The 21,251-nt window shown below is 54.1% G+C and carries 26 protein-coding genes and 2 tRNA genes; 13 read left to right on the plus strand and 15 right to left on the minus strand.

Annotated features, from left to right (window positions below; genetic code table 11):
• Positions 1-597 (plus strand): citrate synthase (locus tag TH5_RS23070; RefSeq protein WP_244205016.1); only part of this gene is annotated, 597 nt, incomplete at its 5' end.
• A gap of 9 nt (positions 598-606) precedes the next feature.
• Here the strand turns inward: TH5_RS23070 and TH5_RS23075 are convergent.
• From TH5_RS23075 to TH5_RS23085, 3 genes are all read right to left on the minus strand, one after another.
• Positions 607-2,001: a caspase family protein gene (locus TH5_RS23075; protein WP_114123859.1), complete on the minus strand. Its 1,395-nt coding sequence runs from the start codon at positions 1,999-2,001 to the stop codon at positions 607-609.
• Positions 2,002-2,172: 171 nt separating this feature from the next.
• Positions 2,173-3,249 carry an alpha/beta hydrolase family protein gene (locus TH5_RS23080; protein ID WP_114123860.1) on the minus strand — a complete coding sequence of 359 codons (1,077 nt, stop codon included), beginning with the start codon at positions 3,247-3,249 and terminating at the stop codon, positions 2,173-2,175.
• 43 nt (positions 3,250-3,292) lie between these two features.
• On the minus strand, positions 3,293-3,598 hold the full coding sequence (locus TH5_RS23085) for a DUF6506 family protein (RefSeq protein ID WP_085645140.1): 306 nt from the start codon (positions 3,596-3,598) through the stop codon (positions 3,293-3,295).
• A 131-nt stretch (positions 3,599-3,729) separates the two neighbouring features.
• On the opposite strand from TH5_RS23085, the gene TH5_RS23090 reads away from it, so the two are divergent.
• The 5 genes from TH5_RS23090 to TH5_RS23110 all read left to right on the plus strand — a co-directional run bounded on the left by TH5_RS23090 (position 3,730) and on the right by TH5_RS23110 (position 6,224).
• The gene (locus TH5_RS23090; RefSeq protein ID WP_114123880.1) at positions 3,730-4,890 is read left to right on the plus strand and encodes an acetoin utilization protein AcuC; all 1,161 of its coding nucleotides are present in this window, start codon (positions 3,730-3,732) and stop codon (positions 4,888-4,890) included.
• On the plus strand, positions 4,887-5,333 hold the full coding sequence (locus tag TH5_RS23095; RefSeq protein WP_062951848.1) for a DUF192 domain-containing protein: 447 nt from the start codon (positions 4,887-4,889) through the stop codon (positions 5,331-5,333). Before TH5_RS23090 ends, TH5_RS23095 begins: the two co-directional genes overlap by 4 nt.
• 171 nt (positions 5,334-5,504) lie before the next feature.
• Positions 5,505-5,581: transfer RNA gene (locus tag TH5_RS23100), tRNA-Pro, on the plus strand.
• Positions 5,582-5,708: 127 nt separating this feature from the next.
• On the plus strand, positions 5,709-6,002 hold the full coding sequence (locus TH5_RS23105) for an ETC complex I subunit (protein ID WP_062951849.1): 294 nt from the start codon (positions 5,709-5,711) through the stop codon (positions 6,000-6,002).
• 145 nt (positions 6,003-6,147) lie between these two features.
• Positions 6,148-6,224: transfer RNA gene (locus tag TH5_RS23110), tRNA-Arg, on the plus strand.
• 55 nt (positions 6,225-6,279) lie between these two features.
• Here TH5_RS23110 and TH5_RS23115 read toward each other — a convergent pair.
• The 6 genes from TH5_RS23115 to hisI form a co-directional block, all read right to left on the minus strand.
• The gene (locus tag TH5_RS23115) at positions 6,280-6,972 is read right to left on the minus strand and encodes a hypothetical protein (RefSeq protein WP_114123861.1); all 693 of its coding nucleotides are present in this window, start codon (positions 6,970-6,972) and stop codon (positions 6,280-6,282) included.
• Between the two features lie 13 nt (positions 6,973-6,985).
• Complete coding sequence (locus tag TH5_RS23120; protein WP_114123862.1) at positions 6,986-7,726, minus strand: hypothetical protein; 741 nt, start codon at positions 7,724-7,726, stop codon at positions 6,986-6,988.
• A 191-nt stretch (positions 7,727-7,917) separates the two neighbouring features.
• Positions 7,918-8,556, minus strand: a complete 639-nt coding sequence (locus TH5_RS23125; protein WP_114123863.1) for a YitT family protein — start codon at positions 8,554-8,556, stop codon at positions 7,918-7,920.
• Positions 8,557-8,739: 183 nt separating this feature from the next.
• Positions 8,740-9,570: an aldo/keto reductase gene (locus tag TH5_RS23130; RefSeq protein ID WP_114123864.1), complete on the minus strand. Its 831-nt coding sequence runs from the start codon at positions 9,568-9,570 to the stop codon at positions 8,740-8,742.
• A 305-nt stretch (positions 9,571-9,875) separates the two neighbouring features.
• On the minus strand, positions 9,876-11,012 hold the full coding sequence (locus TH5_RS23135; RefSeq protein WP_114123865.1) for a CobW family GTP-binding protein: 1,137 nt from the start codon (positions 11,010-11,012) through the stop codon (positions 9,876-9,878).
• Positions 11,013-11,021: 9 nt separating this feature from the next.
• Positions 11,022-11,426, minus strand: coding sequence for a phosphoribosyl-AMP cyclohydrolase (gene hisI, locus TH5_RS23140; RefSeq protein WP_114123866.1), 405 nt, complete (start codon positions 11,424-11,426; stop codon positions 11,022-11,024).
• Between the two features lie 134 nt (positions 11,427-11,560).
• On the opposite strand from hisI, the gene TH5_RS23145 reads away from it, so the two are divergent.
• The 6 genes from TH5_RS23145 (at position 11,561) to TH5_RS23170 (ending at position 15,444) form a co-directional block, all read left to right on the plus strand.
• Positions 11,561-12,037 (plus strand): Fur family transcriptional regulator, encoded by a 477-nt coding sequence (locus TH5_RS23145; protein ID WP_114123881.1) that lies wholly within the window; start codon positions 11,561-11,563, stop codon positions 12,035-12,037.
• Positions 12,018-12,905, plus strand: a complete 888-nt coding sequence (znuC, locus tag TH5_RS23150) for a zinc ABC transporter ATP-binding protein ZnuC (protein WP_114123867.1) — start codon at positions 12,018-12,020, stop codon at positions 12,903-12,905. Before TH5_RS23145 ends, znuC begins: the two co-directional genes overlap by 20 nt.
• Positions 12,902-13,705 (plus strand): iron chelate uptake ABC transporter family permease subunit, encoded by an 804-nt coding sequence (locus TH5_RS23155; protein ID WP_244205017.1) that lies wholly within the window; start codon positions 12,902-12,904, stop codon positions 13,703-13,705. The genes znuC and TH5_RS23155 overlap by 4 nt, the downstream gene beginning before the upstream one ends.
• 81 nt (positions 13,706-13,786) lie before the next feature.
• The gene (locus TH5_RS23160) at positions 13,787-14,788 is read left to right on the plus strand and encodes a homoserine dehydrogenase (protein WP_114123868.1); all 1,002 of its coding nucleotides are present in this window, start codon (positions 13,787-13,789) and stop codon (positions 14,786-14,788) included.
• A 78-nt stretch (positions 14,789-14,866) separates the two neighbouring features.
• Complete coding sequence (locus tag TH5_RS23165) at positions 14,867-15,097, plus strand: type II toxin-antitoxin system HicA family toxin (RefSeq protein ID WP_244205018.1); 231 nt, start codon at positions 14,867-14,869, stop codon at positions 15,095-15,097.
• Positions 15,094-15,444 (plus strand): type II toxin-antitoxin system HicB family antitoxin, encoded by a 351-nt coding sequence (locus TH5_RS23170; RefSeq protein ID WP_114123869.1) that lies wholly within the window; start codon positions 15,094-15,096, stop codon positions 15,442-15,444. The genes TH5_RS23165 and TH5_RS23170 overlap by 4 nt, the downstream gene beginning before the upstream one ends.
• A gap of 23 nt (positions 15,445-15,467) precedes the next feature.
• Here the strand turns inward: TH5_RS23170 and metC are convergent, their stop codons facing one another.
• Positions 15,468-16,652: a cystathionine beta-lyase gene (metC, locus tag TH5_RS23175; RefSeq protein ID WP_114123870.1), complete on the minus strand. Its 1,185-nt coding sequence runs from the start codon at positions 16,650-16,652 to the stop codon at positions 15,468-15,470.
• Between the two features lie 235 nt (positions 16,653-16,887).
• Here metC and TH5_RS23180 point away from each other — a divergent pair, with 235 nt between their 5' ends.
• Positions 16,888-17,844, plus strand: coding sequence for a threonine ammonia-lyase (locus TH5_RS23180; RefSeq protein WP_062951863.1), 957 nt, complete (start codon positions 16,888-16,890; stop codon positions 17,842-17,844).
• 127 nt (positions 17,845-17,971) lie between these two features.
• Here TH5_RS23180 and rpmF read toward each other — a convergent pair whose 3' ends face one another.
• From rpmF to TH5_RS23205, 5 genes are all read right to left on the minus strand, one after another.
• Positions 17,972-18,151 carry a 50S ribosomal protein L32 gene (rpmF, locus tag TH5_RS23185; RefSeq protein WP_062951864.1) on the minus strand — a complete coding sequence of 60 codons (180 nt, stop codon included), beginning with the start codon at positions 18,149-18,151 and terminating at the stop codon, positions 17,972-17,974.
• A gap of 41 nt (positions 18,152-18,192) precedes the next feature.
• Positions 18,193-18,867, minus strand: a complete 675-nt coding sequence (locus tag TH5_RS23190) for a GNAT family N-acetyltransferase (protein ID WP_114123871.1) — start codon at positions 18,865-18,867, stop codon at positions 18,193-18,195.
• Positions 18,864-19,415 carry a GNAT family N-acetyltransferase gene (locus tag TH5_RS23195; RefSeq protein ID WP_167443649.1) on the minus strand — a complete coding sequence of 184 codons (552 nt, stop codon included), beginning with the start codon at positions 19,413-19,415 and terminating at the stop codon, positions 18,864-18,866. Before TH5_RS23195 ends, TH5_RS23190 begins: the two co-directional genes overlap by 4 nt.
• A gap of 24 nt (positions 19,416-19,439) precedes the next feature.
• A complete protein-coding gene (gene sseA, locus TH5_RS23200; RefSeq protein ID WP_114123873.1) occupies positions 19,440-20,297 on the minus strand; it encodes a 3-mercaptopyruvate sulfurtransferase in 858 nt (285 codons plus the stop codon).
• Positions 20,298-20,466: 169 nt separating this feature from the next.
• On the minus strand, positions 20,467-21,177 hold the full coding sequence (locus TH5_RS23205) for an alanyl-tRNA editing protein (protein ID WP_114123883.1): 711 nt from the start codon (positions 21,175-21,177) through the stop codon (positions 20,467-20,469).
• Positions 21,178-21,251: the final 74 nt, after the last annotated feature.

Here is a 21,251-nt window from a genome sequence, read left to right on the forward strand (position 1 = left end):
GGTATGCGTGATGACGGTGAAAGTCCGATCCATGTGATGCTGGCGCGTGCGTGGTCAACACGGGCGGATGCCGTGGATTTGCTGCGCCGTGCGCTGGTGCTGTGTGCCGATCATGAATTGAATGCGTCGGCCTATGCGGTGCGGGTGGCGGCATCGGCAGGCGCGAGTGTTCCGGCGTCGTTGCTCGCAGGGTTGGCGACATTATCGGGCAGTCGGCATGGCGGATTAACGCCGCGCTGCCGGGCATGGATGGACCGTGTGGAACGGCGCAAGATTGATCCGGAGCAGGGTGGCGTGCCGCCCGGTTTCGGGCATCCGCTTTATCCCGATGGTGATCCGCGTACGCGTGCGATCATGCAATCCTGCGGGCAGGTCGGTGATGCGTTCTGGGCACGGATTGCAGACCGGGTGACAGATGAAACCGGGCAATATCCCAGCCTTGATTTCGGGCTGGCGTTGCTGGAGCGCGAACTTGATCTTCCGAAAGGTGCCGGGCTTGGCATTTTTGCCGTCGGGCGGATGGCAGGCTGGATCGCGCACCTGTTCGAGCAGCGCCAAAGCGGCAAGATCATTCGGCCCCGGGCGGCTGTGGGGTGAGGGAGTAAATTAATTCTCGATCATTTTGTTTGTAATTTTCTCAATATAATCAAGAATTTCTTGGTTTAAATTATTGCAAATCTCGGCGGTGGTAAGTGATGTATCCTCGTTCCATCCCAACCGGAACCAGCGTTGGCTTACTACATTTCCATGTTCGCTGTATCGATCCCAGTCTGTTAAGGAATGGAACGTAATGTTTTCAAAAACATAGCAATGTTTTATACTGGGAATTGTGGAGATTACTAATCTAATTTCTTTTAATGTTCGGAATTTCGGTGTCAAAGTAATGACCGTTTGAACAGTCCCTAAAGAGCAATTGATGCTCAATTGAAATTTCTCTCTCGCATCAGGGTCCCCGAAAAAAGCCCCTATTGTTGTTTCCCAAGGTCGATTTCCGTCTTTTTCCCAATATCTACGCGCCGTAACTAAATTATCGCTGAGCTTTTCAGAGTTTATTATCTGTATAATGAATTTTTTGCAGTTGTCCATGTAGTAGTCATTGTATTCTTTTTCATTTATTGAGTACAGTTTTGTTATTTTCTCGTTAAATTTTAATTTTTCGTTTGTTTCTGAAAATATTTTTGATATAAATTTGTTTGATTTTTCTTCATTTGCGATAGAGTCTTCTATTTTTGTTAGTTGATCAACTATATCTATTTCTGTGTTTTCTAGAATATTGTCGGTTTCAATCTTTTCGTTAATTAATTCATCTCTGATGGAGGATAGTTTTCTGACATCATCAATAAACTGTTCTCGTCCTGTTCCTTGGGACGTGAAGTGCGGAGTTTGAAATTCATTTTCTAAAAATTTATCTCGCAGGGACGCAATGATGTCGGTGTAGTAAACTGCTCCTTCGCTCTTTGATACTGTTGCTTCAACAAAATGATGAGTGAAAAAGCTGAGAGGTATCCCGGCAAGTGAAGATTGAGACGACAAGCATGAAGCGATTTGAATTATATTTTTAATATCATAGGAGGTGTTTTTAATTGAAAAAGCATCTCCCTTGATGAGTTGATTTCCAGAATTGCATGCATCAATGATTTTAACAATTAGTTCAGGTTTGGCTGGCTTTATAAGTATGTGTAGCTCATCGTTGGATATTCCTGTTTCATTTGGCCTTTTGATTTCGAAATCTGAAGGGCAATAATAAAAGTCGTCTTGGTTGAAATATCCATGACCAGTGAAGTAGAATAATATTTCGTCAATTTTTCCTGATTCTTCTATTATTTCTCTAATTTTATCTTTTGTTTCAGAAGATGTTTTGTTTTTTATTTTATGTATTTTCTGGTATTTTTCAGACAAGTTTAATATTTGATATATCTTCTCGACATCGTTCAAGCAGCAAGCTAATGGGTTTAGGTGTTTGTATTCACTGTTTCCTGCTAAAATAGCTATGTTATTCATGGGGTTACTGTCCCTCTCTAGGATAGAGTTATTGTCTAGGGAAGTTATCTATTTATCGAATAGGAAAAACAAAAACAGTTAATCGTGTACGTTTATTAGCATGTCTCATTAGCTTATCATTATCTACATATGGTTGTAATGAGCAAAGTTTGAAGCCGATTACCGCAACGGTTACGGGATTTGCGTGACCTGTTTGATCCAGGTGATGATGTGATCAATCGCGCCCGGGGCATAGGCATGCCGCCCCATCACGACGAAGGCCAGTTTGACGATGTCGGGCATCTGATCGGCAAGCTGATAATTAAACAGTTGGCTGCGCAGCAACCCGTGTGTCGCATCGGGCACGACGATGACTCTGTTTAGCGGATTGTTGGGCAGGGCGAGTTTGCGATAGATCGCCGCGTTATGCGCCGGATCAACATTCAGGTCATCCTCGCCCCAGAGGGCAAGCAGGGGCGACGTGAGTGTTTCAAGCGACCCGGTGGCATCCGATCCGATATTGCGTTTGACGAATTCATAGCGGTCCTGTGCCATGACTTCCTGATTATGGGGGATGGCGAGATAATCCTGATAGGTACTGTCGGGGCCGAAAATCCGGTTATCCATGTTGTGCGCGGTTTCAATGCGCATGGCAATTTCATCGGGCCGGGTGCCTAGGGCCTCAAGCCGCGTGCGCATATAATAGGTTCCCTGTCGCTGCCAATTGACCGCCGCCCCGACCAGGATGTGAAAGGCGGCGTCGGGCAGGCGGTTGGCGATATCGGGGATGACCCAGCCGGCCTGCGAGAATCCCAGAAAGCCGATTTTGCGGTTTTGATTGCCATCAAGGTTGCGCAAGGCAGCAAAGGCTGCCATCGCCTCGTTCGCGCGATCATTCATGGATTGATCAAGCCAGTTTCCCGTGCTGTTGCCGATGCCGGCCTTGTCCCAGCTATAAACGCCAATCCCGCCATCCAGCAGACTATTGATCAGCGGCAGGTAACCGTCATGCGAAAAGCGGTCCTGCGGGCCGTCGCCATGGATCAGAAGGACAATCGGGGCGGTATTGGCCGCCGCACCATCGGGCAGGATCAGGGTGCCCGAAAGCCGGTTGCCGTGATCGTCAAATTCGACAAGGCGGGTAGCGCGGCCTTCAAGATCAAAATCGGCAAGCCCCGAGAGGGCAAAACCGCCGACAATGACAAGAACGATGATCAGGGTCGCGAGCCCCGCGAAAAGGCGACGGCGGTTTGGCGTTTTTCTGGGCACGGGCAGGGCTCCGATGATGGATTGCCGGATCGGGCAAGGATGATCAGGACGATGTCATGAAACGGGTCAGAAGGGCCTGATTGGCGGCGTCAAACGTTACGCGGCCAAGGGCGACGCGGCCATCAAGTGCCTTTTCGACCGCATCAAAATCCGTATCGGAAAAACCGCCGCAGGTTTCAATGACCTCTATCCCGTCCTTGGCAAAGCCCTGTGCGGCGACGATCAGGGCCGCGATATTTGACGCGGCAAAGATATGGGTGGTGAAACCATCGCCGGGCAGGGTGGTTTGCGTGCCTCGCACCGGATATCCGTCGGCCTTGATCAGAAAGGCATAGTTTTTGATCGGCATGGGGCAGCCTGTTGTTTAATAAAGGGCGTTTAAGAAAAGAGAAAGTGTTGGATCCTTACCCTAGGCAGCCAGACTTGCGCGGATGCGTTTGCGCGTCAATCCTGCGATGCCCGAATGAACCATGAATGGTCATGATGCCATCTGATGAACCTGTTCTGAATTATCCCGATCAACGACGCCACGATATTCGTCCGCGCATGATCGCGGCCGAGATTTATCGCGGGTCGAGTTACGGGCCAAAGCACCCCTTGGCGATCCCTCGGGTGTCGCTGGTGGTGGATCTGGTGCATGCGATGGGCTGGGTGGATGGGGATAATTATCTGACCGGGCCGGTGGCGACGCCGGCACAGTTGGCACGCTTTCACGATCCCGACTATATCGCCGCCGTGGCACAGGCCGAACGTGACCGGATGCTGCCCGAAGACATGATGGTCAGATACGGGTTGGGCAAAAACGGCAATCCGATCTATCCGGAAATTTTCCGGCGTCCGGCGACAGCCGCCGGATCATCGATCATGGCCGCCCGGCTGATTGCCGATGGCGGGATCATCCATCATCCGGCGGGGGGCACGCATCATGGATTGCGTGATCGGGCATCGGGATTCTGTTACTTCAATGACCCGGTTCTGGGGATACTTGAATTGCTCGATTCGGGACTGGATCGTGTGCTTTACCTTGATATTGATGCCCATCACGGGGACGGTGTGCAGATTGCATTTGCCGATGATGACCGTGTTCTGACCGTGTCCATGCATGAAGAAGGGCTATGGCCGAAAACCGGGCATATCGATGATATTGCGGGGGGATTTGCGCGCAACCTGCCGATGCCAAGCGGCATGAATGACGATGAAATGCGCTATGTCCTGAACGAGTATTTCCTGCCACTCGCGCAGCAATTTTCACCACAAGCCATTGTTTTACAATGCGGATGTGATACATTAGCAGAAGATCCATTATCCAGACAGATGCTGGGAAATCAGGCCATTTGGGACGTGGTCGGGGCCATGATCAAAATGGCACCCAGATGTCTTGTACTGGGGGGCGGAGGATATAACCCTTATGGGGTTGCGCGCTGTTGGTCCGGGGTGTGGGCGGTTGTAAACGAAATCGAAATACCCCCTGTGTTATCCGTCACAGCGGAAAATATCCTGCGTGCCATAAAATGGGCACATAGCCGTGGAAAGCAGCCGGACGAAAAAATGCTGACCAGCATTAAAGATCCGTGGCGCGGCGGGGACATACGTGACGAAGTCAGGACACGCGTCCATAGACTGAAGGGGTATGGGTTATGAAGTCGTTCATTCAAATGACCTTGGTCGTTTGCTTTATCAGTGCTGCCGTTGTGGCGGGGCTGAATGCAAAGGCGACAGGGTTTGAACGATCGCGCCTGCTGGTCGATGGCAAGGTTTTCAATGTTGAAATGGCAGTAACACCTGATGAACGGTCGCGCGGATTGATGTTCCGCACCGAGATGGCCGACGATGCCGGGATGCTGTTTGATTTTGGCCGTGCCAGCGACATTTCGATGTGGATGAAGAACACCTTCATTTCGCTTGATATGCTGTTTATCGACAAGAATGGCGTGATTGTCGGAATTGAAAAACGCACCGTGCCGAAATCCGAAACCATCATTCCGGGGCCAAAGCCGGTGCGCTTTGTTCTGGAACTCAATGGCGGATCGGCCGACCGGTTGGGATTTGAAGTTGGCGAGAAGGTCGAGGGCCTGCCGCGTTAGGCGGTTATGACGGGCCGGTTTGGCCACGCGATCCTCAATCAGCAATAGCAAGGCCGCAGATGATCTCTGCGGCCTTTGGTTTCTGAGCTGCATTTTATTTCCAATCCGGGTAAAAAACGCATAATGCGGTCTTGCCCACCCGGAATTATGGTGCTAAATCCACATCCGCGTCGGGGAGTAGCGCAGTCTGGTAGCGTACCTGCTTTGGGAGCAGGGGGTCGCGAGTTCGAATCTCGCCTTCCCGACCATTTTTCCCTTTTGCCATACGGACACGTTTTCATGTGCCGGCAAAAGGTGTAAAAGATGACATAACAGCGGGTGTTAGAGAGCCCCGCATTGTTGTCATCTTATCCGACGGTCAAGACGAGGGTCCCGATGAAGGTCCGTGTTTACAAACCTGCCAAAAACGCCATGCAGTCTGGTCGTGCCGCGACCAAACACTGGGTGATGGAATTTGAACCGGGTGCAAAGAAGGTTGCTGATCAGCTTATGGGCTGGATCGGTTCGACCGATACCCGTGGCCAGGTGCGCATGTATTTCGATACCCTTGAAGAAGCACAGGCATTTGCCGCCCGTCACAAGCTGATTGCCGATATCGAACAGCCGAAATCGCGCGTCCGCCGGGTGCAGGCCTATGCCGATAACTTCGCGTTCAAACGCGTCGTCTGATCTTTCGGCCAGCAAGGCGGTCGATTACCATCATCGGGGCGGTTTCCGCCCCGTTCGTCTGACAGAAGACGTTAAAGACTGAAACGATATCATGCCGGGCAGGCGTCCAATGCTTTGCCCGGGGGCACCAACCGGCCCCCACAGCGGTCCCTTAGCTCAACTGGATAGAGCAACAGACTTCTAATCTGTAGGTTGCAGGTTCGAGTCCTGCAGGGATCGCCATTTTTCTTTGCCGGTTCTCAATTGGGTACGGCGCATTAACGGATTCTCTGATTGCTCAAAGTGTATTGCTTTGAAGCTGTTTGAGTAACGTATTAATGGTTTCTCGCTGATAGGCTGTATCTTTAAGCAATTGCAGAGCGTCAAATATTGCCAAAGGAGTGCCGTCTGCTGTGTTCTCGCTCCAGTTGGTTGCTGCTGTGTTACGAACAGACTGAAATGAGTTCATTGTTTTGCCGAGAGCATCGTCAATTTTATCTAAATCAGCAATGATATCTCCCGCTATTTCGTGGTCGCGAGGAATGGAAGCCAAGATTTCACTGTATTTGCCGTAAACCATAATAATTTCAGCAACAGCATTAGCGACAATTTGCATGTCTTCACGTCGGTGAGGCCTGAAGTGCGGCATTGCTGCTCGGATGCGTTGGTTCTCGATAGTCACCTTTGCCATATCTATCCGCACGTTCTCGTAATGATTAGTAATTCGTTTAAGAGAACGGATCACAGCAAAGGTGTAGCCTTTCTTCTCTTTTTGTTTGTCTAGGTGCCGCTGGTACTGAAATAGACCAATTGCCAAGCCTGCTGACACAGCCGCACCAATCATACTTTGCCAGCGATAAAAAAGGCTATTCTCGCCCATTTGATCAAGAATCGGAATGGCAATTGCGAAGCCAAGGCAAGCGCCGACAAGGATGGCGGCGATTGGGTTCCAATGCTTCTTGCACAACCGGGATGGCGACAAGTTTTTCATGCCAATTGCCTGCTTATAGTATTGATGTTTTTTTTTCTACGGCGGGCAGATTCTTGAATCTGCTGGACTTGTACCTTTCCTCCGTTTCTTGAATCTTTTCGTCAAGTGCTATTATAGCTGTAGTGCAGGGTTGCTTGAGAATCTTAAGAAGGTGTGCAAGTTGATTTGCTTGTTGTGTCGCATTGTTAGCTGTGCATTCTGTCATCATTACTGGGTTTTCTTGACATGCGCAGATAATATTTATTTGATCAATAATCTTTACATTAAAGTGGGTTGGGCCAAATTTTTTTTCAAAATTTATAAAATATAAAATATATGTCCTAAGTTTAGATTTTACAAAATTAATAGATATAATAATATCATCTATTTTATGTTCATTGTTTAATTTATCAATTCTTTGAAGGGAGGCGAAAAGAAAAATGTAAACGTCATCTATCATGTATTTTAGGTTCTCAATAGGGAGGCATATTTCTAATACTCTCATTTCTTTGTTATGGATTTCGTTTTTCCTTGCAACCTCATTGGATGCCTCTATTTGTTTTCTGGTCGAGCTGATTACAAACAATCCCCCTCCCAGTCCTAGCAAACCTGCGGCAATGCTCTCCCACTGCGTGTTTTTCGCAATGGCAATGAGCTTATCGTGTCCATAGTTAACAGAGAAATCTCCCCAAATGCCGAAAGCAATAGCCGCTATGCTTGCTGCAAGAGCAAGGCAGGCTAGCCCGATAAAAAGGCTGTTTGCTATAAGCTTCATGAAATCCCCCAAATAATGCGCCTTAGGAGAATGCCTTATGTTTTGGTCGCGGACAAGTTGCGGGTTTTACTCCCTTCGAGGCCATCAATTCATATCCGGGAGGATGATGCGCGCACATATCATAGGCGAGATATGCAGGCCGGTTCGGGCTAGCCGGGGCCGGGTGCCGGGGAAGATGGAGTTCGGACGGTTTATCGCGCAGCGAGATACCGACCCGGACGGTGATTAAGCGCGATGATCAGGTTGAGCACGACCGCACCAAGGATCGAGAGCAGGACCTTGTCAAACGGCAGGGTCAGGAAGGCGCAGGCGAGGATGACCAGATCGACAGCGAGCTGGAAATAACCCGCACGGATGCCGAGATGTTCCTGCAGGAACAGGGCGAGGATATTGATCCCGCCCAAGCCCGCACGATGGCGAAACAGCATCAGAAGGCCGATCCCCATCAATGCGCCGCCAGCGATTGCGGCGAAGATCGGGTTGAGCATCGAAAAATCGATCCACATCGGCATCAGCTTTGAAAACACCGAAACAAGCCCGACCGCGATGAAGGTTTTAAGGGTGAAGGCCATTCCCATGCGTTTGAAGGCCAGCCAGTAAAACGGCAGATTGATCGCAAAGAAGATCATGCCAAAGCCAAGGCCGGTGGCATGTTCGATCAGGAGGGCCGCGCCCGCCGTGCTGCCGGTGACCAGCACGCTTTCGCTATAGAGCATCACACCGAGCGATACGACCATGGTGCCGAGCAGAAGGGCCAGCACATCCTCGTACAGGCGATGGCCGAGATCGGGCTTGGTGGTTTCGGCGGCGTTGGTTGTGGTGCTGGTCATGAAGCGATCACGGGCCCAAGGATTGAATAGACTGTCAAATTACGCTTTTCGCATGTGCGAAACAAGTGGCGGGCGGCAATCGGAGGAAATTCGGCGGTTTTTGGCGGGGTGGGGGGCTTTAACGCAAAAGACCGGCCTGCTGGGGGCCGGTCTTGATGGTTTTGTGCGTTATGCCGCTGCTTCTCAGGCGGCGCGATCCCATTCCGGGGCGAAATCGGGATCGATCAGGCGGCCGTCGGGTTTGGCGAGTTCGTGGATATCGGCCATGTCGGCGTCCGACAGTTCGAAATCAAAGATATCGAAATTGGCCTTGGCGTTTTTGGGCGAGCCGGATTTGGGGATCGCCATGACGCCATCCTGTTGCAGCAGCCAGCGCAGGGTGACCTGTGCCGGGGATTTGCCATAGGATTTGGCGATGGCAACCAGCGTTTCATCATTCATCACCTTGGCACGTGCCAGCGGGCAATAGGCGGTCAGCAGCATGTCATGGCTGCGCACGCATTCAAGCACCTTGGACTGGTCAAGATAGGGGTGGTATTCGACCTGATTGACCGCAAGGGGCGCGTCGCTGTGGCCGACGGCGCGTTCGATCAGGGCAGTCGGGAAATTGGAAATCCCGATCAGGCGCGTCATGCCGAGGTTTTTGACCTCGTTCAGGGCCGCGATGGTTTCGCGCAGCGGGATTTCATCATTGGGCCAATGGAGCAGCAAAAGATCGACATGATCAAGATCAAGCTTGCGCAGGCTTTCGACCACGGAGGTTTGCAGATCGCCGCTTTGGAATTTGTCGGGCCAGATTTTGGTCGTGAGGAAATAGTCATCGCGCGCAAGACCCGATGATTTCAGGCCGCGGCCAACCCCTTCCTCGTTATGATACATCTGGGCGGTATCGAAATGGCGATAGCCGATTTTGGCGGCTTCGGCGACCATATGTTCGGCGGCCGCGTTATCGAGCTCGTATGTCCCAAAGCCAAGTGCGGGGATTTTTGTACCCTGCCAGTTCCGGAAAATCATGATGTTCTACCCCCTTCGATTTGATTTGATTGATTGTTTTGAGAGCCGTCACAAAGATAAGTCGCTGTTTGTGCCAAATTTAGTGCAGTGCAGCGGCATCGCAACCTGTACGGTTGGATGATTGGTGCTCTCCTTCGGTTTGGCGAGGGGATAGAATGCCGTTGAAAAACGGCAAGAAAAAGGGCGATCACCAAGAATGGGATCGCCCGAAGTTCAGGACTTAGAGTGAGGCTGTATCAAGCCAAGACCCAATCTGATCCAATTTCGGGTTGGGGGCCTTGATGTGGCTCAAATGCCAAAAACAATCAGGATTTTTCGGCGGTTTCCGAGACGGCGGCATTCAGGTGATAGAGGGAATCACGGATGACCTGCGGGCCGAGATCCTTGGTGATGAACACGATTTTTGACCGGCGATCCTCGTCGGGCCATGCCGGCAGGGTGGCAGGCGGGTGAAAAACATGCTGCACGGCATGGATCGCGACCGGGTTGCTTTCACCCACAAGGTTCAGGATACCCTTGACGCGCAAAAGGCTTTCGCCGCGCATCTGGGTGAAGATTTCCGCCCAGGTGACAAACGCATCCCAATGCAGCGGTTCGTCAAAGGTGATGCAGAAGGACCGGATATGGTCGTCATGCCGGTTGACGTCGTGCGAATGGTCGTGGTGGTGGTGATCATGGCCGTGATCGTGGTCATGGTGGTCATGCGCGTGATCATGTCCGTCGTGATGATCCTGATGATCATCACCGTGCTGCTCATATGCCTCGTCGCGCAGCCATTTCTGCACATCCATGCTTTTGGTTGCCGGGTCATAGAGCCCGGCATTGAACAGCTTGGCCGGATCAATATCGCCCATGGTGACGGCATGGATCGGGGCGGCGGGGTTAAGCTGCCGCAGGCGGGCTTCAAGGCGTTCGCGCGTTTCGGCATCGGCCAGATCGGATTTGGTGATCAGGATGCGGTCGGCAACGGCGGATTGCTTTACACTTTCGGGATGGTCGTCAAGCTGCCCCGCGCCATGCAGGGCATCCACCGTGGTGACCACACTATCAAGGCGGAATTTGGCCGTCAGCAGCGGATCGGTCATCAGGGTGTGCAGGATCGGGGCCGGGTCGGCAAGGCCGGTGGTTTCAATGATCACCCGGTCAAATTCCGGTACTTCGCCACGCGTGCGTTTGACAAACAGATCGCGCAGACCCGAAATCAGATCACCGCGCACCGAACAGCAGATGCAGCCGGAATTCAGCAGCACGACATCCTCTGACACCTCGCGCACCAGAAGATGATCAAGGCCGATTTCGCCAAATTCATTGATCAGAACGGCGGTCTTTGCCATGCCGTCGTGAGCCAGAAGGGCATTGAGAAGGGTTGTTTTGCCACTGCCAAGGAAGCCGGTGATAACGGTGGTGGCAACGCGGTCAAGCTGTTCGTCGGAAATCGCCATATCTGATGCTTACTTTTTGCCGTAAAGGTCTTCGACGGCGATTTCGGGTTGGGAAATCACCACTTCCTCGCCATCGCGGGCGGCGAAATAGAAACAGTTGCGACGCCCGGTGTGGCAGGCGACGCCAAGCTGATCGACCTGTACCAGCACGGTATCCTGATCGCAGTCATAGCGAAAATCGATCAGTTTCTGTAGCTGGCCGGAGCTTTCGCCCTTGCGCCAGAGCTTGCCACGCGAGCGCGAGTAATAGCAGACCCGGCCGGTTTCAAGCGTTTCGATCACCGCATCGCGGTTCATCCAGGCCATCATCAGAACCTCGCCGCTGTCATGCTGCTGGGCGATTGCCGGGATCAGTCCGCTTTCATTGAATTTCAGTTTGTCGGCAATCTTTGAATTGGCGGTGGCGGTGGTCATCGAAGGCTCCGGTCGATGGTTGTTGACTTTTCGCGGCAGTCACGTCAAGAAATGATATATTATAACATATCACCCTGTGCCATGGCTTTTTGCAGATTAATGCAAATCGCCCGGCGTGACTTCGGATGTGCGACATGACCGATCTTTTCCCGAAAAAGGGCCACGATCACGACAGATGTATCGATAGCGCAATCGCGCAGGCAGAGAAAGTCTGCGAGGCGGAAAATGCGCGTTTTACCGATATGCGCCGCAAGGTGTTCAGCCTGATATGGCAATCGCACAAGGCGGTTACCGCCTATGAGCTGCTTGATGCGTTGCAGGCCGAAGGGCAGCGGGTTCAGCCGCCGACCGTGTATCGGGCGCTGGAATTCCTGACCGATCTTGGGCTGGTGCATCGTATTGAGTCACTTAATGCCTATTTCGGGTGTGATCAGCCTGATTGCGATCATCTGGGGCAGTATTTCATTTGTACCCGATGCGGCCGCGTTGCCGAAACGGTGGATGAGGATGTAAGCATCGCGGTCCGCAAGGCCGCAAAAAATGTTGGGTTTAAAATTCAGGCGACCACTGTTGAAATCAAAGGCCTTTGCCATGACTGCACCACTCATTGAAGGACGGGGACTGATCCTGTCCTTTGGCAATGAACGGGTGCTTGATAACGTGACGCTTTCGATCAATGCGGGCGAGATCATGACCCTGATCGGGCCAAACGGGGCGGGTAAATCAACACTGGTCAAAACCCTTTTGGGGCTTCAGCAGGCCGATCAGGGCGAAGTCACCCGCAAACCGGGCCTTCGTATTGGTTATGTGCCGCAAAAGCTTGCGATTGATCAGGTTTTGCCGATGACGGTGAAGCGGTTCCTGACACTGACCCGTTCGGCATCGCGAAGCGACTGCCAGAAGGTTCTGGAACAGGTTGGTGCCAGCCATGTGATCGATACTCAGATGAGCAGCCTTTCGGGTGGCGAGACGCAGCGCGTGATGCTGGCGCGGACCCTGTTGCTGCGCCCGGAATTGCTGGTGCTTGATGAACCGACCCAGGGGGTGGATGTGACCGGGCAGGCGGAGCTTTACCGCCTGATCGATGATATCCGGGCGGAACTTAATTGTGCGGTGTTGATGATATCGCATGATCTGCATCTGGTGATGGCAAAGACCGATCAGGTGGTGTGCTTTAACCGGCATGTCTGTTGTTCGGGCATCCCTGAAACCGTGCGTCAGCATCCTGAATACCGGTCGCTTTTTGGCAATCAGGCGGCGGATGCGATTGGCATTTATACCCATGCGCATGATCACGAACATGACCTTGCCGGGCATATTGTCGAGGGCGGGCATGACCATGGTCATAGCCATGATCACGGGCATCATCATGGCGATCATCATGGGTCGGGCCATGTCCACGGGCCGGGATGCGCACATGGACATCACCACCATGAAGAAGAAATCGACGAAAAAGATCGGATATGGCGGCCGGAATGATGGATGATTTTCTGACCCGTGCCGTGATCGGCGGGATTTTGCTGGCATTTGTCTGTGGGCCGTTCGGGGCGTTTATCGTCTGGCGGCGCATGGCGTTTTTTGGCGATACGCTGGCGCATTCGGCGTTGCTGGGTGTGGCGCTCGGGCTTCTGGTCGGGGTCGATGTCCGGATCGGGATGATTGCCACCTGCCTTGCCGCGGCCCTTATCCTTGCCATCGGGCAACGGCAAAGCCGCCTTGGCAGTGATACGGTCCTGGGGATGCTGGCGCATTCGACACTTGCCCTTGGCATGGTCGCCCTTGCCTTTGTGCAGGGGATTGCGGTTGACCTGATGGCCTATCTGTTTGGGGATATTCTGGCGGTCAATGTCAGTGATATCTGGCTTTTGGGGCTGGGCGGTGGATTGGCACTTCTGGTGCTGATCTGGATGTGGCGACCGTTACTGGCGCTGACCGTCAGCCCGGAAATTGCCGCGGCCGAAAGCATTCCGGTCGAACGGCTGCGTCTGGTTTTCATGCTGCTGATGGCGCTTGTGATTGGCATGGCGATCAAGATTGTCGGGGTTCTTCTGATCACGGCCCTTTTGATTGTGCCGGCGGCCAGTGCCAGGTTCTTTGCCAGAACGCCCGAGCAAATGGCGATTGGTGCGGCCCTGTTCGGGGCGGCGTCCGTCATGGCCGGGATCAGCCTTTCATGGCATGTCGATAGCCCGGCTGGGCCAAGCATCGTGATTTCGGCGGCGGGTCTGTTCCTTTTGTCCGGGGTTGTGGCGCCCCTGATGCGGCGCATACGGGCATAGGTCTGTATCAACGGGCAACGATTGAATTGCGGACAGGGCGCATGAAGGCGTGCTGTCAGATATGAAACAAGGACGGACAATATGCGTGTGATCAGGGTTGCGATTGCGGGGTTCGGTGGCGTTGGCCGCGCCACGGCAAATCTGCTGCTGGCGCGGCGGGAGCATTACCGCAGCGTTTATGATGCAGATGTTCGTCTGGTGGCGGTGTGCGGATCACGTGCGGGCCTGTCTGATGCAAACGGGCTTGAGGCCGATCAGTTTGATGCGCTTGAACCCGGTTTGAGTGGGCCGGACTTTATCGGCACGTCCGGCGCAGACATCCTGATTGAGGCCGGACCTAGCGATTTTCGCACGGGCGGCCCGGGGCTTGCCTATATTCATTCGGCCCTGTCGAGCGGGCGGGATACGATTGTGATTTCCAAGGGCGCGCTGGTCCATAGCGGGCGGGAGTTGCGCGATCTGGCGAAGGCATCGGGGGCGATTTTAAAGCTGAGCGGCGCAAGTGCCGCGGCCCTGCCGACCATTGATCTTGTTGAACATAGTCTGACCGGTTGCCGGGTTTTAAGCGTTGAGGGCATTTTGAATGCCACGACCAACTTCCTTCTGGATGCGATGGTTTCGAAGGGTGTCGGCTTTGACGCTGCGCTCAAAGAGGCGCAAAAAGGCGGCTTTGCCGAAGCCGATACGCGCAACGATACGGAAGGTTGGGACACTGCATGCAAGCTGTTGCTTCTGGCGAATTTCGGTCTGGGCGCGGAGCTTGCGATGGATGACCTTGTTGTCGAGGGCATTCACGGTGTTACCGCAGACCGGATTGATGCATGGCGGGCGGAGGGGCTTGTTCCGAAACTTGTCGGTAGTCTGGAATGCACGGATGACGGGACGATTTCTGCGCGTGTCGGTGTCAGGGCTTATCCCAATTCCGATCCCCTGGCGCAGGTCAGCGGCAAGAATAAGGCAATTCGGATCACCACCGATGCAATGGGCGAGACAATCGCCATCGGATGCGGTGAAGAGCCGCTGGCGACAGCCGCCGCAGCCCTAAAGGATTTCGAACATATCCTGAAAGCCAGAGTGGCCTGATCTGATATCACATTATGATTGCGGTTTTCGATTTTGCTATCATATAATGATAGCATGCAGGGCAAGCACAGAAAAACCTTGATTGCAGTTTTTACCAATCCGGTATCCGCCAGTATTGAATGGCGGGCAATCGAGGCTTTGCTGAAAGCCACTGGTGCAAATGTGATTGAAGGCAGCGGATCGCGGGTCCGGTTTGAAAAGGATGGTGAAATCGCCACTTTCCATCGACCGCATCCGGCCAAAGAAGCCAAGCGGTATCAGGTGCGCGATGCGCGTGATTTTCTGATCCGCACAGGAGTAACGCCATGAATGCAATGACTTACAAAGGTTATATGGCGCGCGTCGAATTCGATTCCGATGACGAGATTTTCGTCGGCCATATTGCCGGTATTCGGGACCGTGTCGGTTTTCATGCCGATACGGTTGCGGATTTGAAGGAAGCCTTTTACGAGGCGGTAGACGACTATCTTGAGACCTGTGCCAAGACGGGCAAGACGCCGCAAAAACCTTATTCCGGAAAGATGATGCTGCGGGTCAGTCCCGATATTCACCGGAAGGCAGCGATTGCTGCAGAGCTGGCGGGCAAAAGCCTTAACCAGTGGAGCGAGGAAATCATCGAAAAGGCGGTCAAACGCAAGGAGCCTTCGACCGCCTGATATTCGTTCCGGGCTGAGAAACCTCAGATCATTTCAAGTCGTGCAAACCCGGCTTCCAGATCGGCGATCAGGTCGTCGGTGTCTTCGAGGCCGATATGAAGGCGGATCAGTTGGCCGTCTTCGTCCCATTTGGTCGCGGTGCGGATGTTTTTCGGATCAGACGGCAGGATCAGGCTTTCGAAGCCGCCCCAGCTAAATCCCATGCCAAACAGATCCATGTGATCGACCATACTGGCAAGCTGCGGCTTTGTGACAGGTTTCAGGATAAAGGAAAACAGGCCGCTTGCTCCGATGAAGTCACGTTTCCAGATCGCATGGCCCGGATCGTCGGGTAGGGCCGGGTGCAGGACGCGTTTGACCTCTGGGCGGGTTTGCAGCCATTGGGCGACCTTGAGGCCGCTTTCATGATGCTGGCGCAGGCGTACGCCAAGGGTGCGAAGCCCGCGTTGTGCGAGATAGCAATCATCGGGACCAACCGCATCGCCCGAGATGATGATCTGTTTCTTGATGGTCAGAAGGTCTTCTTCGGTCGCGGTGGTAATCGTGCCCAGCATGACATCGGAATGGCCGACGATGTATTTCGTGCCGGCCTGAACCGATACATCGACACCCATTTCGAACGGGCGGCACAGCATGGGGGACGCCCAGGTGTTATCTAGCAAGACCTTGACCCCACGCGCATGCGCCGCGGCCGAAATCGCCGGGATATCCTGGATTTCGAAGGTCAGCGAGCCGGGGCTTTCGCACCAGATGAGGGCGGTATTGTCGCGGATCAGGCCCGCGATATCGCCGCCGATGGCCGGGTCATAATATTCGGTTTCAACGCCAAAGCGTTTGAGAAACGTGTTGCACAGATTACGCGTCGGGTAATAGGTGCTGTCGGTGACCAGAATATGATCGCCCGGTTTGACAAAGGCCAGGATCGCGTTGGTGATCGCCGCCACCCCGGACGATACGCACAGGGTGCCAAAGCCGCCTTCAAGTTCGGCAACCGCTTCTTCAAGCAGGAAGCGTGTCGGGGTACCGTGCCGCCCGTAAGTCACCTTGCCCGGTGCGGATGACCCAGCCTTTTCAAGATCGGCCAGAGTTTCAAACAGAATAGTCGAGGCATGGAGAACCGGCGGGTTGACCACGCCGTGATATTCACTGGATCGGCGACCGGCATGGACCAGTTTTGTCGCGGGCTTTTGGGGGCGGTTACCTGACATGGGTGGCTTTTCTCCTTGGATGCGCCGGAGTTGACGACGCGACGAGGCTCGGGGGGCCTTGAATTTGTTCCATAACTCAAAGCATTTCATGTCACCGGGTTCAAGGTTTTTTCACCGCAAAGAGTTGTGAAATCGCCATTTTGCGATATTTCAGTCCTTATGCCTCGCGTCCGGTTCCGGGCCGCGTTACAAAAGACAAAACCCGTCCAACCAAGTCCGACTTGCAGGAGGCCCCGTGCTCGAACTTCAGGATTTTCGTGCCGCGCGTCGCGCCATTTCCGATCACATGCGCCTGACGCCGGTATTTGCCGCCGGTATTTATAGCGACAGGTCGGTTTTCCCCGACCGGGATCGCATTCCGGACCTGTATCTGAAGCTTGAAAACATGCAGGTATCTGGCTCGTTCAAGGCGCGCGGCGCGATGAATGCCGCCCTTGCCCTTGATGAAGACAAACGCGCCGTGGGGCTTTGTACCGCATCGGGCGGCAATCATGGCATGGGGGTGATCAATGCGGCCCGTGTGCTGGGCGTGCCGGTCAAAATCTTTTTGCCGACCAATACGCCAAAGCCGAAGGTCGAAAAGCTGCGCAAGCAGGGTGTTGATGTTGCATTGACAGGTGCGGTCTGGGACGATGCCAACCGGGCGGCGATGGATCATGCGCGTGAAAGCGGCATGGCCTATATCCATCCCTTTGCCGATCCGAAGGTGATTGCAGGGCAGGGCACGATTGCGCTTGAGATGCTTGAACAGCAGGCCGACCTTGATACGCTGGTGGTGGCGATTGGCGGGGGTGGGCTTATTTCTGGTGTTGCAACAGCAGCGAAGCTTTTGCGGCCCTCGATCCGGGTGATCGGGGTTGAGCCGACCGGCGCCCCGACCTTGTTCGAGAGCATCAAGCATAACGAGGTCGCGACATTGCCAAGTGTGAATACGGCGGCAACCAGTCTGGCGCCACGTCAGTCATCGGCATTGAATGTCGATCTGATTGGCCGGAATGTCGACCGGATCGTTCTGGTCAGTGACGATGAAATGCGCGATGCGGCGCGCTGGCTGTGGCGGGAATTGGGAATTGCGGTCGAGCTTTCGGCGGCGGCCGGGATTGCCGCGGTACTGACCGACCGGCTGGGTGTCGATAATCCGGGCAAGATCGGGATTGTGATTTGCGGTACCGGTTCGGACGGAATGGCGTGATCAAATAAAAAAGGACGAAGCCGCGGGGCTTCGTCCTTTTTTAAACCAAACGCCATCCGAAAAACGGATGGCGCGGAAACTTGTAGCGTCGCAAACCGCCAAAGAGCCAAAGCTCTCCGGTGCGGAATTACATCTTCGGCTCGACCACCTGACGACCACGGTACATACCGGTGTTCAGGTCAATGTGGTGCGGGCGATGCAGTTCGCCGGTTTCTTTGTCTTCGCGGTACGAGCCCTTGGCGAGCTTGTCATGCGAGCGACGCATGCCCTGACGGGACTTGGTCACTTTTTTCTTTGGCACTGCCATGGGTCATCATCCTCTGGCTTGGGTAAACTCAGGCGCGCTTGTTAACGTGCGCGCTCGGGAAAGTCAACGATCAAAGTGCCGGAATTTTCATTTTCCTGCGACCTGTCGGCATTTTTGCCGTTGCCCGGACCGGCATCATGATCAACATGATGGTCGATATGCGGGATCAGGCCGGTCTCACGCGGATCGTCAACAATATCTGTTCGCTGGTCGTATACACCAAAGCCTGCCTTCTGGTAAGCCCCCAAAGCGCTTGGATGATCCAGCGAGCATGTATTGACTGTTATGCGTTGCGGTTTAAGGCCCCAGGCGGTGTCAATTGCCCAGTTCAGAAGGTATTTGCCATACCCCTTGCCGATGAAATCGGGGATCAGGCCCATATAATGCAGGTCGATCACGCCGTTTTCTTCAAGATCGGTCAGGTCCAGTTCGGCAAAACCGGCCGGGACGCCTGCGACATAAAGCACGTAAACGTGGGTTTCGGGCTTGGCGAGGATTTCGGCAAGTTCTTCATCGCCCATCAGGCGACGCAACCACCACAGCCAGGGTTCGCCGACCGTATTATAAAGGTAGCGATAAAAGGACAGGGTGGGGTTTTCGGCGCGCACGATGGCGACCTTGCCGGGCGGGATGGTGGCCGCAGGGCGATCTGGCGGATCAAGCATTTCAAGGAAGGTGACGACGACTTCCAGCTTGCGCGGATTGGATGCACTCATGACTTCAGCCTTTTTCGCATAACCACAAAATCGTTACCGATTTCAGATGTTTGCGCATTGGTTCGCGGGACGGTTTCGATAATTTCATAACCGAGCTTGCGATAAAAATCACGCACTGCCGGGTCTGTGACGGTGACCTTGTTTACAGCAAGGCCGGTGGCGGCAAGGATATCCTCGGCCAGCACCAGAAGGCCTGACCCAAGGCCGGTGCCGCGCGCATCGTTGGCTACGGCAAGATAGTGAACCCAGCCACTTTCACCGTCATGACCGGCCATGACAGTGCCGATGATTGTAGCGTCTTTTGCCGATCGTGCCAAAATCACGCTGCCGCGCCCGGAATTCAGGCATGTGGCGAGATCACGACCGGCATCATGGCCCGGTCCGGTCAGTCCGGATTTCTGCCAAAGGGTGCCGATGGCGGCGATGTCGTGCGCGGTCGGTGATTGCAGTCTTTCAAGAAAAAAGCCCGGTTCTTCCTTTCTGTCACTTTTGCCTGCCGCTTTGTTCGTGGCGGCATCGGTTTGGGACAGGGTGAGGGAACCGGGCATTTTCATATCTGTTGATGGTTGGCGTTATGCCGGGCCTTTATCGACCGGGCTTCCTTCGGAGCTGGCCCATTCGGCCCAGGAACCGTCATAGACCGCGACTTCCTTTTTCCCGGCGATATAGGCACCAAGGGCAAGCACACAGGCGGTCACGCCCGAGCCGCAGGATGTGACAACCGATTTATCAAGATTGACACCGGCATCATGGAAGGCGGTGCGAATGGCATCGGCGTCCCTGAAGGTGCCGTCAGCATTCAGGAGCCTGTCAAACGGCAGATTGTAAGAGCCCGGCACGTGGCCAGCCTTGCCCCACGGTTCGTCGGCATCACCCGTGAAGCGTTCGGTTGCGCGGGCATCGACCAGTTGTTCGCGTTTGCTTTTGACGTTTGCCAGCACCTGATCATATTCGCGCAGCAGGAAGCTGTTGGCGCGCGCGGTGAAATGGCGTTCGCGCGGCGGGGTTGGTGCATCGGTCACCGGGCGGTTTTCGGCAAGCCATTTCGGCAGGCCGCCATCGAGCACGGCAACATCATGATGCCCGAAATGGCGCAGCATCCACCATGCCCGGCAGGCGGCAAGGGCCGACCCTGTCTGGCCGTAAACCACGATGCGGACACCGTCGCCAAGGCCAAGCTTGCGGACCTTGGCCGAAAACTTGATCGCGTCGGGCATCATGTGGGGAAGCGGTGCGCTGTCATCCGCGGCGATTTCGTCGATATCGAAGAATACCGCGCCCGGAATGTGCTGCGCGTTATAAATCTCGCGCGCATTTTTGTTCTGGGCGGGCATGTACCAGCTCGCATCGACGACGCGAACGTCGGGTGCATCAAGGTGATCCGCAAGCCACTGGGTGGAAACCAGTGCGTCGGAAGTTGGGTTGGTCATCAAAGAGACTCCGGTTTGCAATGGTGGGTATTGCGCGATCCGGGGCGTTTCCGCAGATCTGTATCTTCAAACTCAAATGTTTCTTGTTTTAATTTCTATCCGTCCTGAAAGCGCATGGCAATATCCCGACTTGATTTGTGGATATGCCGATTGCGCGTTTCCGGTGGGATCATTCATCAAAGACGATATTGATGCGGCGGTTCTGGCGGCCTTTCTTTTCGATCTTGGCAACCAGAACCCTGCCGATTTCGGCCGTACTTTTGACATGCGTTCCGCCGCAGGGCTGATAATCGATCCCCTCGATCGTGACGGTACGGATGCTGTTGCCATCCATTGGTGGTTGCACCGACATGGTGCGAACCAGTTCGGGGTTGGCTTTGAGTTCGGCCACGCTGATTTCGCCATCATAGACCTCGGCGTTGCTTGCGATCAGCTCGTTTAGCCGTGTGGTCAGTTCATCCTTGTCGGGTGCTTCGTCGGGCAGGTTGAAATCAAGCCGGGCCTTATGGGTCGCGATATTGCCACCCGTGACGTCGCCTTCGACAATCGCACAGAGCAAATGCAGGCAGGTGTGAAAGCGCATCAGGCGGTGGCGGGTTTCCCAATCCAGTTCGGCCGTGATCGTATCGCCGATTGCTGGCAGGTCGTGACCCTCGGCGATGATGTGCCGGATTTTGCCGCTGTCGCGGTCCTTGACCGTGGTTGCGACCGGCAGGGCGCGACCATCGGCGGTTTTGAAAAACCCGACATCCCCGGTCTGACCGCCGGCGGTGGCGTAGAACACGGTTTGGTCGAGTTCAACGCCGCGGTCCGAGATCGAGATGACTTTGGCGTCGCAGTTCCGGCGATAGGCGTCTTCACGAAACAAAAGGCGGGTCACAGACTCCTCCATCTTTGGTGGCGATCAGATCACGTAACCATCGTCCTGCCGCCAAAAACGGCGCGGTAGCAGAT

Source organism: Thalassospira xianhensis MCCC 1A02616 (assembly GCF_003326475.1).
Taxonomy (GTDB): Bacteria; Pseudomonadota; Alphaproteobacteria; order Rhodospirillales; family Thalassospiraceae; genus Thalassospira; species Thalassospira xianhensis.

What these genes read in the sequence shown, in the direction of transcription:
- sseA (WP_114123873.1), bottom strand. Translation starts at nt 20,297, where the DNA reads ATGACCAACCCAACTTCCGACGCACTGGTTTCCACCCAGTGGCTTGCG.
- TH5_RS23190 (WP_114123871.1), bottom strand. Translation starts at nt 18,867, where the DNA reads ATGAGTGCATCCAATCCGCGCAAGCTGGAAGTCGTCGTCACCTTCCTT.
- TH5_RS23160 (WP_114123868.1), top strand. Translation starts at nt 13,787, where the DNA reads ATGCGTGTGATCAGGGTTGCGATTGCGGGGTTCGGTGGCGTTGGCCGC.
- TH5_RS23125 (WP_114123863.1), bottom strand. Translation starts at nt 8,556, where the DNA reads ATGACCAGCACCACAACCAACGCCGCCGAAACCACCAAGCCCGATCTC.
- hisI (WP_114123866.1), bottom strand. Translation starts at nt 11,426, where the DNA reads ATGACCACCGCCACCGCCAATTCAAAGATTGCCGACAAACTGAAATTC.
- TH5_RS23085 (WP_085645140.1), bottom strand. Translation starts at nt 3,598, where the DNA reads ATGCCGATCAAAAACTATGCCTTTCTGATCAAGGCCGACGGATATCCG.
- TH5_RS23120 (WP_114123862.1), bottom strand. Translation starts at nt 7,726, where the DNA reads ATGAAGCTTATAGCAAACAGCCTTTTTATCGGGCTAGCCTGCCTTGCT.
- TH5_RS23095 (WP_062951848.1), top strand. Translation starts at nt 4,887, where the DNA reads ATGAAGTCGTTCATTCAAATGACCTTGGTCGTTTGCTTTATCAGTGCT.
- rpmF (WP_062951864.1), bottom strand. Translation starts at nt 18,151, where the DNA reads ATGGCAGTGCCAAAGAAAAAAGTGACCAAGTCCCGTCAGGGCATGCGT.
- TH5_RS23105 (WP_062951849.1), top strand. Translation starts at nt 5,709, where the DNA reads ATGAAGGTCCGTGTTTACAAACCTGCCAAAAACGCCATGCAGTCTGGT.
- TH5_RS23155 (WP_244205017.1), top strand. Translation starts at nt 12,902, where the DNA reads ATGATGGATGATTTTCTGACCCGTGCCGTGATCGGCGGGATTTTGCTG.
- TH5_RS23170 (WP_114123869.1), top strand. Translation starts at nt 15,094, where the DNA reads ATGAATGCAATGACTTACAAAGGTTATATGGCGCGCGTCGAATTCGAT.
- TH5_RS23145 (WP_114123881.1), top strand. Translation starts at nt 11,561, where the DNA reads ATGACCGATCTTTTCCCGAAAAAGGGCCACGATCACGACAGATGTATC.
- TH5_RS23130 (WP_114123864.1), bottom strand. Translation starts at nt 9,570, where the DNA reads ATGATTTTCCGGAACTGGCAGGGTACAAAAATCCCCGCACTTGGCTTT.
- znuC (WP_114123867.1), top strand. Translation starts at nt 12,018, where the DNA reads ATGACTGCACCACTCATTGAAGGACGGGGACTGATCCTGTCCTTTGGC.
- TH5_RS23115 (WP_114123861.1), bottom strand. Translation starts at nt 6,972, where the DNA reads ATGAAAAACTTGTCGCCATCCCGGTTGTGCAAGAAGCATTGGAACCCA.
- TH5_RS23075 (WP_114123859.1), bottom strand. Translation starts at nt 2,001, where the DNA reads ATGAATAACATAGCTATTTTAGCAGGAAACAGTGAATACAAACACCTA.
- TH5_RS23135 (WP_114123865.1), bottom strand. Translation starts at nt 11,012, where the DNA reads ATGGCGATTTCCGACGAACAGCTTGACCGCGTTGCCACCACCGTTATC.
- metC (WP_114123870.1), bottom strand. Translation starts at nt 16,652, where the DNA reads ATGTCAGGTAACCGCCCCCAAAAGCCCGCGACAAAACTGGTCCATGCC.
- TH5_RS23195 (WP_167443649.1), bottom strand. Translation starts at nt 19,415, where the DNA reads ATGCCCGGTTCCCTCACCCTGTCCCAAACCGATGCCGCCACGAACAAA.
- TH5_RS23090 (WP_114123880.1), top strand. Translation starts at nt 3,730, where the DNA reads ATGATGCCATCTGATGAACCTGTTCTGAATTATCCCGATCAACGACGC.